The sequence below is a fragment of the Serratia sp. LS-1 genome, from assembly GCF_003719595.1.
Lineage (GTDB): Bacteria > Pseudomonadota > Gammaproteobacteria > Enterobacterales > Enterobacteriaceae > Serratia > Serratia ureilytica.
Genome location: NZ_CP033504.1, coordinates 4,013,586 through 4,026,863 on the forward strand (window position 1 = coordinate 4,013,586; position 13,278 = coordinate 4,026,863).

General features: G+C 63.1%; 8 protein-coding genes. 3 read left to right on the forward strand and 5 right to left on the reverse strand.

The genetic code is table 11. The features are described from left to right. Positions 1–69: 69 nt before the first annotated feature. The 3 genes from panS (at position 70) to EDY99_RS19075 (ending at position 7,924) form a co-directional block, all read left to right on the forward strand. Positions 70–987: a ketopantoate/pantoate/pantothenate transporter PanS gene (gene panS, locus EDY99_RS19065; RefSeq protein WP_046687901.1), complete on the forward strand. Its 918-nt coding sequence runs from the start codon at positions 70–72 to the stop codon at positions 985–987. Between the two features lie 385 nt (positions 988–1,372). Then, positions 1,373–3,052 carry a ShlB/FhaC/HecB family hemolysin secretion/activation protein gene (locus EDY99_RS19070; RefSeq protein WP_123061998.1) on the forward strand — a complete coding sequence of 560 codons (1,680 nt, stop codon included), beginning with the start codon at positions 1,373–1,375 and terminating at the stop codon, positions 3,050–3,052. A 45-nt stretch (positions 3,053–3,097) separates the two neighbouring features. Beyond that, positions 3,098–7,924 carry a hemagglutinin repeat-containing protein gene (locus EDY99_RS19075; RefSeq protein WP_123061999.1) on the forward strand — a complete coding sequence of 1,609 codons (4,827 nt, stop codon included), beginning with the start codon at positions 3,098–3,100 and terminating at the stop codon, positions 7,922–7,924. A 44-nt stretch (positions 7,925–7,968) separates the two neighbouring features. Here EDY99_RS19075 and EDY99_RS19080 read toward each other — a convergent pair whose 3' ends face one another. The 5 genes from EDY99_RS19080 to EDY99_RS19100 form a co-directional block, all read right to left on the reverse strand. Further along, the gene (locus EDY99_RS19080; RefSeq protein ID WP_033644385.1) at positions 7,969–9,618 is read right to left on the reverse strand and encodes a Na/Pi cotransporter family protein; all 1,650 of its coding nucleotides are present in this window, start codon (positions 9,616–9,618) and stop codon (positions 7,969–7,971) included. Positions 9,619–9,825: 207 nt separating this feature from the next. Continuing rightward, the gene (locus EDY99_RS19085) at positions 9,826–10,818 is read right to left on the reverse strand and encodes an ABC transporter ATP-binding protein (protein WP_033644384.1); all 993 of its coding nucleotides are present in this window, start codon (positions 10,816–10,818) and stop codon (positions 9,826–9,828) included. Positions 10,819–10,822: 4 nt separating this feature from the next. Continuing rightward, complete coding sequence (locus EDY99_RS19090) at positions 10,823–11,608, reverse strand: ABC transporter permease (protein ID WP_033644383.1); 786 nt, start codon at positions 11,606–11,608, stop codon at positions 10,823–10,825. A 17-nt stretch (positions 11,609–11,625) separates the two neighbouring features. Then, complete coding sequence (locus tag EDY99_RS19095) at positions 11,626–12,471, reverse strand: ABC transporter permease subunit (protein WP_033651199.1); 846 nt, start codon at positions 12,469–12,471, stop codon at positions 11,626–11,628. Continuing rightward, positions 12,468–13,277: an alkaline phosphatase family protein gene (locus EDY99_RS19100; RefSeq protein WP_044030312.1), complete on the reverse strand. Its 810-nt coding sequence runs from the start codon at positions 13,275–13,277 to the stop codon at positions 12,468–12,470. The genes EDY99_RS19095 and EDY99_RS19100 overlap by 4 nt, the downstream gene beginning before the upstream one ends. Position 13,278 lies beyond the last annotated feature (1 nt).

The following is a 13,278-nucleotide window of genomic DNA, read 5'->3' on the forward strand; positions in this document are numbered from 1 at the left end:
TTCAGCTTGTTGAACCCGCAAAAAACACAACCATCCCCACCGTTCTCAATCTGGCTAAGGAAAACCTGCATGCTGGCAATACTCACGCGCTTATTCCCCCTCTGGGCGATACTGCTGTCCGTCGCCGCCTATTACACGCCGAGCACCTTTACCGGCATCGGCCCCTACGTCAGCCCGCTGCTGATGCTGATCATGTTCGCCATGGGCGTTACGCTGCGGCTCGACGACTTCAAACGCGTGCTGGCGCGCCCCGGCCCGGTGGCGGCAGGCATCTTCCTGCATTATCTGATCATGCCGCTGGCGGCCTGGATCCTGGCGATGCTGTTCCGCATGCCGCCGGATCTGTCCGCCGGCATGGTGCTGGTGGGCAGCGTGGCCAGCGGCACCGCGTCCAACGTGATGATCTACCTGGCCAAGGGAGACGTGGCGCTGTCGGTGACCATCTCGGCAGTTTCGACGCTGGTGGGGGTGTTCGCCACGCCGCTGTTGACCCGCCTGTACGTCGATGCCGAAATCAGCGTCGATATCATGGGCATGCTGCTCAGCATCCTGCAGATCGTGGTGATCCCGATCGGCCTGGGCCTGATCGTCCACCATACCCTGACCAAAGCGGTGAAGCGCATTGAGCCGCTGCTGCCGGCGCTGTCGATGGTGTGCATCCTGGCGATCATCAGCGCGGTGGTGGCGGGCAGCCAAAGCCACATCGCCTCGGTCGGCCTGGTGGTGATCGTCGCGGTGATCCTGCACAACGGCATCGGTCTGTTGAGCGGCTACTGGGGCGGCAAGCTGTTCGGCTTCGACGAATCCACCTGCCGCACGCTGGCGATTGAAGTCGGCATGCAGAACTCCGGGCTGGCGGCCACGCTGGGCAAAATCTACTTCTCGCCGCTGGCCGCGCTGCCGGGCGCGCTGTTCTCGGTTTGGCACAATCTCTCCGGCTCGCTGCTGGCGGGTTATTGGTCTGGACGCCCCATCAAGAAAAAATAAACCGCCTGCGGGGACGCAAACAATTGCGTCCCCGTTCTTCTCTGCGAAATTTCGTATTTCCCACTGGTCGGATTGTCATAATTCCCCCCATCCTCTATCATCCGTGAAAAATAAAAATTCAGATTCTTCCTATCCGTGCCGATAATGTTGGCAAGAGGAAGAGATGCTCCACTTTTTTTAATTAATTAAGTCACCAGGGTTGCCCGCCATAAAAGAAGCAGCCTAATTATTATTTAGATCTATACCCACCGTCTTATTTGCTGCGGCAAATCAAGATATCTCGCAATGTGCATGTCGCTCATTATTTCGGGCCGGCCGTCGGTCGCCCGTGGTTAACCTCATGGATTGGGCTGGCTGCCCCGGCAGCCTCTCATAATGGATTACAATGATAAAAAAAATCACCGCCTTGATGCTGCTGGTCAGCACGGCCCTTTCCGCTGAAACCCTGCCGGATGCCCACATGATGCGGGATATGTCGATGGGGGAGTCGCGCCGTGCGTTGCAAGACAGCACGCGTGAAGTCAACCAGTTGATTGAGCAACGCCGCTACCAGCAGCTGAAGCAGCAACGCTTGCTGGCGGAACCGGAACCGGCCGCGCCCGCCCTGCCGCAATCCGCGCAGTGCCTGCCGATCGCCGGCGTTTACCTGCAAGGCATTACCCTGCTCTCGCCGACCGATTTATCCGCCCTGAGCGCGCTGCCGGAAAACTGCATCAGCAGCAATGATATCAATCGCCTGACCCGCGAATTAACGCGCCTTTATGTGCAAAAAGGCTATATCACCGCGCGCGTGCAAATTGTTCGCCCTAATTCACAGGGAGAATTGGGGTTAAGCGTCACCGAAGGATTTATCGAGAAAATAGAAGGCGGCGATCGCTGGGTCAACAGCCGTTTATTATTTCCGGGGCTGGAAGGCAAGCCGTTGAAATTAACCGAGCTCGACCAGGGATTGGATCAGGCCAACCGTTTGCAATCGAATACCACCAAGCTGGATATATTACCCGGCCGCCAGGTTGGCGGCTCGGTCATTCGTTTGCGCAATCAGCACGCCAAGCCCTGGCTGATTACCGCCGGCACGGATAATTACGGCCAGAAAAGCACCGGCCAGTGGCTGGCACGCGCCACCGCCACGCTGGACAGCCCGTTCGGCCTGTCGGACTTCGTCAGCCTGAACGCCAACAGCACGTTGGAAAACCCGGCTCACCGCTACAATCGCGCCTACACCCTGCTCTATTCGCTGCCGTACGGCGCGTTCACCTTCAGCGGGTTCGCCAGCTTCTCGTCCTATGAGAACCACCAGCAGCTGCCGCACAACGTGGTCAAACTGCACGGTCAGACTCAACAGTACGGGCTGCGCAGCGACTACGTGTTTTATCGCGACCACGATCAGATAGACAGCCTGAGCGGCCAGTTGACCTACAAGCGCATCGACAACTACTTCGAAAGCGTGCGTCTTGAGGTCAGCAGCCCAACGCTGACCCTGGCCGAGCTGAGCGCCAGCCACCTGCAAATTCTGCCCCATGGGGTATTCAGCGCCAACCTCAGCGTCGAGCAGGGCCTGCCCTGGCTGGGCGCCGATCGCCACCCGAGTTCGGTGCACCTCGACAGTCAATTCACCAAGGGCAAGCTGTTCGCCAACCTGAGCCAGCGCCTCAAGCTGGGTGACGCCACCTATCAGCTCAACAACCTGTTCTACGGCCAATACAGCCGCGACCCACTGCCCGGCGTGGAGTGGCTTAGCCTTACCGATCGCAGCGCCGTGCGCGGCTTCAGCCGCAGCACCCAGTCCGGCGACAACGGCTGGTATCTGCAGAACACGCTGTCGCGCAGCTTCAATTTAGGTGCCGCCACGCTGACGCCGCGCCTTGGCGCCGACGTCGGCCGCATTCTGCCGCGTCAGGACAACTCGGGCTGGCGCAGCAGCGCCGGGGTGAGCAGCGGCGCCACGTTACGCTACCGACAGGCGCTGGTCGATCTGGAGGTCAGCCGCGGCTGGATTTTGTCGAACCACGCCACGCCTGAAGATCCCGTTCAGGTGCTGGCGCGCTTTTCTTACACCTTTTAATCAGCAGTTTTGCAGGACCCCACGGCAATATACGGAGATACATGGATGAAAAATAATAACTTCAGACTTTCGGCGGCAGGCAAACTGGCCGCCGCGCTGGCGATAATTCTCGCCGCTTCCGCCGGCGCCTACGCCGGTGAGATCGTCGCGGCCAACGGCGCCAACGGCCCCGGCGTTTCCACCGCCGCGACCGGTGCCCAGGTGGTCGACATCGTCGCGCCGAACGGTAACGGGCTGTCGCACAACCAATATCAGGACTTCAACGTCAACCAGCCCGGCGCGGTGCTGAACAACTCCCGCGAGGCGGGACTGTCGCAGCTGGCGGGCCAGCTGGGCGCCAACCCCAATCTGGGCGGACGTGAAGCCAACGTGATCCTCAACGAAGTGATCGGCCGTAACCCTTCTCTGCTGCACGGCCAGCAAGAGGTCTTCGGCATGGCGGCCGACTACGTGCTCGCCAACCCGAACGGCATCAGCTGCCAGGGCTGCGGGTTCATCAACACCAGCCGCTCCTCGCTGGTGGTCGGCAACCCGCTGGTGGAGAACGGCCTGCTGCAGGGCTACAGCACCCTGGGCAACCGCAATACCCTGAGCCTCAGCGGCACACTGAACGCCAGCGGCGTGCTGGATCTGATCGCACCGAAGATAGACAGCCGCGGCGACGTCATCGTACAAGACTTCACCCACCGCAACGGCAGCGTGACGCCGGCGGCGATCAACGCCATCAGCGGCCTTAACCGCGTGGCGCGCGACGGCAAGGTGCTGGCCAGCGAACAACCGACGACCGCGCTGGACAGCTACTACCTCGGCAGCATGCAGGCCGGGCGCATCAACATCATCAACACCGCGCAGGGCAGCGGCGTGAAGCTGGCCGGCACGCTGGCCGCCGGCGACGAGCTCAAGGTGAAGGCCTACGATATTCGCAGCGAAAGCCGCGTTGAGGATGCCAGCAGCAACCGCAACGGCGGCGACAACTACCAGAACTACCGAGGCGGCATCTATGTCAACGATCGCAGCAGCAGCCAGAAGCTGACCCGCACCGAGCTGAAAGGCAAAAACATCAGTCTGGTGGCGGATAACCACGCACACCTTACCGCCACCGATATTCGCGGCGAAGACATCACCCTCCAGGGCGGCAAGCTGACGCTCGACGGTCAGCAGTTGAAGCAGACTCAGGGTCACACCGACGACCGCTGGTTCTATTCCTGGCAATACGACGTCACCCGCGAGCATGAGCAACAACAACAGGCGGGCAGCACCGTCGCCGCCAGCGGCAACGCCAAACTCATCAGCACCCAGGAAGATGTGAAACTGTTGGGCGCCAACGTCAGCGCCGACCGGGCGTTGAGCATCAAAGCGGCACGCGACGTGCACCTCGCCGGGCTGGTGGAGAAGGATAAGTCCACCGAACGCGGCTTCCAGCGCAATCACACTTCCAGCCTGCGCACCGGTAGCTGGAGCAGCAGCGACGAAAGCGAAAGCCTGAAGGCCAGCGAACTGCGTAGCCAGGGCGAACTGACGTTGAAAGCCGGCCGCAATGTCTCTACCCAGGGCGCCAAGGTCCACGCCCAGCGCGATCTGACGATCGACGCAGATAACCAAATCCAGATCGGGGTGCAGAAAACCGCCAACGCCAAAGCGGTGCGCGATGACAAAACCTCCTGGGGCGGCATCGGCGGCGGCGACAACAAGAACAACAGCAACCGCCGCGAAGTCAGCCACGCTTCCGAACTGACCAGCGGCGGCACCCTGCGCCTGAACGGCCAGCAGGGCGTCACCATCACCGGCAGCAAGGCGCGCGGCCAGAAAGGTGGCGAAGTCACCGCCACCCACGGCGGCCTGCGCATCGACAACGCGCTGAGCACCACCGTGGACAAAATCGACGCGCGCACCGGCACCGTGTTCAACATCACCAGCAGCTCGCACAAGGCCGACAACAGCTACCAGAGCAGTACCGCCAGCGAACTGAAGTCCGACACCAACCTGAAGCTGGTCAGCCGTAAGGATACCGACGTGATCGGCAGCCAGGTCGCCAGCGGCGGCGAACTGAACGTCACCTCACAGACCGGCAACATCAACGTCAAGGCCGCCGAGCAGCAGCAGAACATCGACGAGCAGAAGACCGCGCTTACCGTCAACGGCTACGCCAAAGAAGCCGGCGACAAGCAATACCGCGCCGGTGTACGCATCGAACACACCCGCGACAGCGAGAAAACTACCCGCACCGAGAACCGTGGCGCCACCCTCAGCGGCGGCAGCGTGAAGCTCGAAGCGGATAAGGACGTGACCTTCAGCGGCTCCAAATTGGTCGCCGACAAAGGCGACGCCAGCGTCAGCGGCAATAAGGTTTCGTTCCTGGCGGCCGACGACAAAACCACCTCGAACACCGAGCAGACCAAGATCGGCGGCGGTTTCTACTATACCGGCGGCATCGACAAGCTCGGCAGCGGCGTGGAAGCCGGCTACGAGAACAGCAAAACGCAGGCGCAGAGCAGCAAGGCCGTCACCTCCGGCAGCGACGTCAAAGGCAACCTGACTGTCAACGCCCGTGACAAGCTGACCCAGCAAGGCGCGCAGCACAGCGTCGGCGGCGCCTACCAAGAGAACGCCGCCGGCGTCGATCATTTGGCCGCTGCCGACACCGCCAGCACCACCACCACCAAAACCGACGTCGGCGTGAACATCGGCGCCAACGTCGATTATAGCGCCGTCACTCGTCCGGTCGAGCGCGCGGTCGGTAAGGCGGCCAAGCTGGACGCCACCGGCGTCATCAACGACATCGGCAGCATCGGCGCGCCTAACGTCGGCCTGGATATCGGCGCACAGGGCGGCAGCAGCGAAAAACGCAGCAGCAGCTCGCAGGCGGTCGTCAGCTCGGTGAAAGCCGGCAGCATCGACATCAACGCCAAAAGCGAAGTGCGCGATCAGGGCACGCAATATCAGGCGAGCAAAGGCGCGGTCACGCTGACGGCGGACAGCCACCGCAGCGAAGCTGCGACAAACCGACAGGAAGAGCAGAACCGCGATACCCGCGGCAGCGCCGGCGTACGCGTCTACACCTCCACCGGCAGCGATCTTACCGTGGACGCCAAGGGCGAAGGCGGCACCCAGCGCAGCAACAGCAGCGCCAGCCAGGCGGTGACCGGCTCGATCGACGCGGCCAACGGCATCAACGTCAACGTGAAAAAAGACGCGGTCTATCAGGGTACCGCGCTAAACGGCGGCAGCGGTAAAACCACCGTCGACGCCGGCGGCGATATCCGTCTTGATCAGGCCAGCGACAAACAGAGCGAAAGCCACAGCGGCTTTAACGTCAAAGCCTCCGCCAAGGGCGGTTTCACCGCCGACAGTAAAAACTTCGGCGCCGGGTTCGGCGGCGGCACCCACAACAGCGAAAGCAGCAGCAGCACCGCGCAGGTCGGCAACGTCAGCGGCCAACAGGGTGTGGAGCTGAAGGCGGGCCGCGATCTGACGCTGCAGGGCACCGACGTCAAGAGCCGGGGCGACGTCACTCTGAGCGCGGGCAACCAGGTCGCGCTGCGGGCGGCGGAATCGACCCAAGCGCGTAAGGAGAGCAAGCTGTCCGGCAATATCGATCTGGGCGCCGGCAGCAGCGACAGCAAGGAAAAAACCGGCGGCAGCCTCTCCGTCGGCGGCGCATTCGACATCGCCAAGGTGAATGAGTCCGCGATAGAACGCCAGGGCGCCACTATCGCCTCAGACGGCAAGGTCACCCTGTCCGCCAACGGCAAAGGCGATGACGCGCTGCATCTGCAGGGCGCCAAAGTCAGCGGCGGCAGCGCCGCGCTCGAGGCGAAAAACGGCGGCATCCTGCTGGAGTCCGCCAAAAACGAGCAGCATAAAGACAACTGGAGTCTGGGCATCAAAGCCAACGCCAGAGGCGGCCAAACGTTCAACAAGGACGCCGGCGGCAAGATCGATCCGAACACCGGCAAAGACACCCATACGCTGGGGGCCGGTCTGAAGGTCGGCGTGGAACAGCAGGATAAAACCACCCACGCCAACGCCGGCATCACCGCGGGCGACGTGGCGATCAACAGCGGCAAAGACACCCGTCTCGCCGGGGCGCGCGTCGATGCCGACAGCGTCCAGGGCAAGGTGGGCGGCGATCTGCGCATTGAAAGCCGCAAAGACGTTGAGAAAGGCGTGAAGGTGGATGTGGATGCCGGCCTGAGCCACAGCAACGATCCGGGCAGCAGCGTCACCTCCAAGCTGTCGAAGGTGGGCACGCCGCGCTACGCCGGTAAGGTGAAAGAGAAACTGGAGGCCGGGGTAAACAAAGTGGCCGACGCCACCACCGACAAGTACAACAGCGTGGCGCGTCGCCTCGATCCGCAGCAGGACACCACCGGCACGGTCAGCTTCAGCAAGGCCGACGGCAAAGTCACGCTGCCGGCAACGCCGGCCGGTGAAAAACCGCAAGGCCCGCTGTGGGATCGCGGCGCACGCACCGTCGGCGGCGCGGTGAAAGACAGCATCACCGGTCCGGCCGGTCGCCAGGGGCACCTCAAGGTCAATGCCGACGTGGTGAACAACAACGCGGTTGGCGAGCAGTCGGCGATTACCGGCAAGAACGGCGTGGCGCTGCAGGTCGGCGGCCAAACCCAACTGACCGGCGGCGAGATCCGCAGCCAGCAGGGCAAGGTGGAACTGGGCGGCGGCAAGGTCAGCCAGCAGGACGTCAGCGGCCAGCGCTATCAGGGCGGCGGCCGCGTCGATGCGGCCGCCACGATCGGCGGGCTGCTAGGCGGCGCGGCGAAGCAAAGCGTCGACGGCAACGTGCCGTTCGCCAGCGGCCATGCTTCAACTCAGCAAGCGGACGCCAAAGCCGGGGTGTTCAGCGGCAAATAACGTGCCCCAACGCAACGCCCCCGGTTAAAACCGGGGGCGTTTTTTTACAGCGTGCTCGGGGTGTCTTCCCAGTCGCGATCGTCGTCCTTGGCATCCTGATCCAACACGTTGTAAGCCACGGCGCAGAACAGCGAGTTCAGGCGCTTCATGTCCCCCAACAATCCCAAATGCAACGAACTGGTCTCGATGCTCTGCACGTTTTGCTGGTGCAAACGATCGACGTGCGCGTGCGCGTAGCGGCGATCCAGAATGCGGAAACGGTGCTTGGAACGGCGCAGGCGCTTGGCGCTGGTGACGTCGCCGGACAGGAACACCGACAGCCCCAGGCGCAGATTGCCGATCAGCCGTTCGTGCAGTCCGTCCAGCTCCGCCAACCCTTCCGCCGAGAAAGCGCGGCGCGCGGCGTGCGACTTGGCGCCCACATCGCCGGCCATGCGCTCGATGATGTCGCCCGCCTGTTCCAGGTTGAGCGCCATTTCGATGATCTCCGCCCAGCGGCGCGAGTCTTCCTCGCCCAGATCTTCCTTCTGGATCTGCGCCAGATACAGCTTGATGGCGGTGTACAGCACGTCGACGTCATCGTCGAGGCGCCGCACCTCTTTATCGACCCCCTGCTTACCGTGCAGCACCTCACGTTGCAGGATCATCATGTGTTCCACCACGTCGCCCATGCGCAGCGTTTCGCGCGCCGCGTTGGCCAACGCCAGCGTCGGCGTGTCCAGCGCGCTGGCGTCCAGATGGCGCGGCCGCATGCGCGGATCGTCGGCCGCTTCGTCGACGATCAGCCGTTCGCACAGCGTCGCCATCGGCCCGGCCAGCGGGATCATCACCAGGCAGCGGATCAGGTTGTAGAACACGTGGAAATAGATCACCAGCTCTTCGCTGCCGCCCGGCAGTTGAGCCATCAAATCCGCCAGATAGGAGACGAACGGCAGCACCAGTATGCAGCCCACCAGCTTGAACAGCAGGCTGCCGAGCGCCACGCGCCGCCCCGCGGCGTTCTGGCCGCTGGCGTTGATCATCGCCAGCAGGCCGCTGCCGAGGTTGGCGCCGATCACCAGACAGAGCGCCACCTTCAGCGAAATCACGCCGGATGCGGTCAGAGTGGCGGTCAGCAGTACCGCCGCCAGGCTGGAATAGCTGACGATAGCGAACAGCGCGCCGGTCAGGGCATCCAGCATCACGTCGCCGGTCAGCGACGAGAACAGCACTTTCACCCCGGCCGCCTGGGTGATCGGCGTGGCGGCGGCGACGATCAGCTCCAGCGCCAGCACGATCAGCCCAAGGCCGATCAGGACGCGTCCGATCTGGCCGATCCGCATTTGCTTGCGGCTGAGGAACAGGAAGACGCCGACCAGGATCAGCAGCGGCGACAGCCAGGAAAGATCGAAGGTCAGCACGCGCGCCATCAGCGCGGTGCCGACGTCGGCGCCCAGCATGATCACCAGCGCAGGCGCCAGCCCCACCAGCCCCTGCGCGACGAAAGAGGTCACCAGCAGCGCGGTGGCGTTGCTGCTTTGCACCAGCGCGGTCACGCCGATGCCGGAAACGAACGCCAGCGGTTTTTTCTCAACGCTGTCGCTCAACACGCGCCGCAGATTGGCGCCGTAAACCCGCATGATCCCGGTGCGCACGATGTGGGTGCCCCACACCAACAGCGCCACGGACGAAAGCAGGTGAAGAAGGGTCAGCACGGAAGATACGCTCCATTAACGCCCGGCCAAAGGAGGCTGATACCCGATGCTTGTCACGCGACGCAGAGAGGCGAGCCAAAGGATGACGGATACAGCGCGCGGTCCCGCCTGCCGGGCGTGGGTCTGGCAGGACAGCGGGCGGGCGGCAGACCGCAGAAGAGAAGGGTTAATGCGGCGGCGGGAAGGCCCCGGCGCCGCGCTGCGAAGTCATGCAACTTCCCGCAATACAACAGGTTCCAAGTGTAGCCCAATTTCCGCGCCGTCGGGCCGCAGGTCGGCCACCGAACGGTTGAGCACGTCAACCAGCAATTCTACCTCGCAAACCTGAATCCGATACCGTACCACATTCCCGAGCAAACTGTGACCCAGGATCACCCCGCCGATCCCCTGTCCGGCCGGCAACAGGCCGATCGATTCGGGGCGGATCGCCACCTTGCCGACATAGCTGCGCCCGGTCAAGCGGCCGGCCTGTTCGGCGCTCAGCAGGTTGTAGTTGCCGATAAACCCGGCGGCGAAGGCATCCGCCGGCTGGGTATACAGGGTTTCCGCATCGCCGCTCTGCACGATCTGCCCCTTGTTCATCAGCACGATGCGATCCGACAGGGTCAGCGCCTCTTCCTGATCGTGGGTGACGAAGATCGCCGTCAGGTTCAGCTCGCGCTGAATGCGCCGGATCTGCTCGCGCAGGTGTTTGCGAATACGCGCATCCAGCGCCGACAGCGGTTCGTCGAGCAGCAGCAGACGCGGGCGAGTGACCAGCGATCGCGCCAACGCTACGCGCTGACACTGGCCGCCCGACAGCTGATGCGGATAGCGCTTCGCCAGATCGGTCAGCTCCACCAGCGCCAGCGCCTCCTGCACCCGCTGGCCGATCTGTCCGGCCGCCAGCTTCTGCATTTTCAGGCCGAAGGCCACGTTGCCTTCCACCGTCATATTGGGAAACAGCGCATAACTTTGAAACACCATGCCGATGCCGCGCTTTTGCGGCGCCAGCGGCACCAGATCCTGGCCCTGCAGCAAAATTTGCCCGCTGTCGACCGGGGTCAGGCCGGCCAGACAGCGCAGCAGCGTCGATTTGCCGCAGCCGCTAGGCCCCAGCAGGGTGACGAACTCCCCCTCTTCGGCGGTGAAATCGATATCCTGAAACACCTGGGTCTGGCCATAGTGTTTGTTCAGGCGGGTGACGTTGAGATAAGCCATCGGGTTAGCCCTTGTTTTTATTCAGCAGGTTCGCCAGCCAGGTGACGAGCAGCACCACGGCGAAATAGGAGATGACCAGCGCGCTGGTAAAGTGCCCGCTACCGTTGCGCATATTGAACAGATAGACCTGCAGCGTTTCATACTGGCTGCCCACCAGCAGGTTGGCGAACACGAACTCGCCGATCAGGAACGAAAACGACAGCAGCACGGCGATCGTTCCGCCCTTGCGCAGGTTCGGCAGCACCACCCACAGCGCCGCCTGCCAGGTGCTGGCGCCGAGCAGGTGCGCGGCGTCCATCAGATCGCGCAGGTTAATCGCCTGCATGTTGTTGCTGATGGCGCGGTAGATAAACGGCAGCGCGATGGTGAAATAGCAGCCCACCAAAATCCAGGGGGTGCCGAGCAGCGGCAGCGGATCGGCGGCGAACAGCTGCATCAGCCCCACCGCCGACACCACCGGCGGCACGGCGAACGGCAGCAGGATCAGCACGTTCATCACCGCGTCCAGCTTGGGGAAGTAGTAAGCGATCACAAACATCGCCGGCAGGATCACCACCACCGACAGCAGCAACGTGCCAAAGCAGATCAGCAGCGAGTGCCACAGCGCCAGCAAAAAGCGCGAATCGCTCCACAGCGCCGTCAGCCACTTCAGGGTAAAACCGTCCGGCAAAATGGTGGCGCCCCACTGGGTAGCCAGCGCGTAAACCAGCGTCGCCGCCAGCGGCAGCAGCAGAATCAACAGCAGCAGGCCGGTCACCGTGCGGTGGTACAGGCGTTCAACACGCGACATGAGCATTCTCCATCCGATTATGAGCGCGCATTGAGGTAACTCCTGCGCAGCATCCATTGGTGGATCACCGTGATAAACGCCATCATCGCCACCAGCAGCATCGCCAGCGCGCTGGCCAGGTTCGGATCGAGGGAGATGTCCCCCGCCACCAGCGCTGAGATGCGGATCGGGATCACGTTGAAGTTGCCGGTGGTCAGCGCGTACACCGTGGCGTAGGCGCCCAGCGCGTTGGCCAGCAGGATGACGAAGGTGCCCATCAGCGCCGGCGCCAACACCGGCAGGCCGATATGCCGCCAGTAGCGCCAGGGGCCGGCGCCGAGCAGCGCCGCCGACTCGCGCCAATCGGCGCGCAGCGCATCGAACGCCGGATACAGCAACAGCACGCCCAACGGGATCTGGAAGTAGGTATACAGCACGATCAGGCCGCTCTTGGAATAGAGGTTGAAGCTCTCCATCAAACCGTATTTGCGCAGCAGCAGCGTCAGGCAGCCGTTCAACCCCAACAGAATGACGAAGGCGAACGCCAGCGGCACCCCGGCGAAGTTGCTGGTCATGTTGGTGAACGACATCACGAAGTCATGAAAGCGGGTCTGGCCGAGCTGGCGAAGTGAGTAACTGCCCACTAATGCAATCAGCAAGCCGTAGACGCTCGACCACAGCGAGATCTCCAGCGAGAACTGAAAGGCCTGCAGGTAGAACGGCGACGTGAGGATATCGACATAGTTGCCCCATCCCCAGCCGCTGCTCTCGCTGAAAAAGCTGTGAACCGCGATCCACACCAGCGGGGCGATCTGAAACGCGCCGAACAGCACGATAAACGGCAGCAGGCACAGCGCGGCGATCCATTTGGTTTTGCTGTTCATCGCGCATCCTGCGCCAGCAGCGCCCGGCAGCGCGGCTTGTCGTGCGGCGCCTGCAACAGATCGCAGATCGTGCCGCACAGCTCGGTTTGCTGCGGATCGGCGTCGTCCAGGCTGAAGCCCGCGCCGAACACGAACAGCGGCACCTGGCGCTCTTCCGGCAACACCCCGCCGTGGCTGCGATCGTCGTTCATGCCGTGGTCGGCGGTAACCAGCACCTGATAACCGGCCGCCAGCCACTCGGGCAGGTAGCGCGACAGCGAGCCGTCGGCGCGGCGCGCCGCGTTGCGGTACTGCGGCGAAGAGAGGCCGAAGCGGTGCCCGGCGTCGTCGATGTTCATCGGGTGGATCAGCAGAAAATCCGGCTGATGACGCTGGCGCAGACTTTCGGCGTCGTCGAACAGATGGCTGTCGGGATAGCCGTCGTCGTAATAAAAATGCCCGTGCTGGATCGGCAGCTCGGGGGCGTCGGTATGGCGGTCGCGCGCGGCATCGAACGGCGTGCGGTTATACAATTCGCTGAACCAATGGTACGCGGCGGCGGCGGTGCTCAGCCCGGCGGCGCGCGCGTAATGAAACACGCTTTGTTGATGAGAAAGGCGCGAGACGTGGTTGTGCACCACGCCGCTCTCCACCGGCGTGACGCCGGTGAGGATGCATTCATACAGCGGCCGGGAGAGCGAGGGCAACTCGCTCTCCAGCAGGTACAACCGCCCGCGTCCCGCCGCACATTCGGCCTGCAGATACCCCATGGCGTCGTGCGCCACCCGGTAGTTGAGGCCGTCCAGCAGCACGAGGATCGTTTTCATG

What these genes read in the sequence shown, in the direction of transcription:
- panS (WP_046687901.1), top strand. Translation starts at nt 70, where the DNA reads ATGCTGGCAATACTCACGCGCTTATTCCCCCTCTGGGCGATACTGCTG.
- EDY99_RS19070 (WP_123061998.1), top strand. Translation starts at nt 1,373, where the DNA reads ATGATAAAAAAAATCACCGCCTTGATGCTGCTGGTCAGCACGGCCCTT.
- EDY99_RS19075 (WP_123061999.1), top strand. Translation starts at nt 3,098, where the DNA reads ATGAAAAATAATAACTTCAGACTTTCGGCGGCAGGCAAACTGGCCGCC.
- EDY99_RS19085 (WP_033644384.1), bottom strand. Translation starts at nt 10,818, where the DNA reads ATGGCTTATCTCAACGTCACCCGCCTGAACAAACACTATGGCCAGACC.
- EDY99_RS19090 (WP_033644383.1), bottom strand. Translation starts at nt 11,608, where the DNA reads ATGTCGCGTGTTGAACGCCTGTACCACCGCACGGTGACCGGCCTGCTG.
- EDY99_RS19095 (WP_033651199.1), bottom strand. Translation starts at nt 12,471, where the DNA reads ATGAACAGCAAAACCAAATGGATCGCCGCGCTGTGCCTGCTGCCGTTT.
- EDY99_RS19100 (WP_044030312.1), bottom strand. Translation starts at nt 13,277, where the DNA reads ATGAAAACGATCCTCGTGCTGCTGGACGGCCTCAACTACCGGGTGGCG.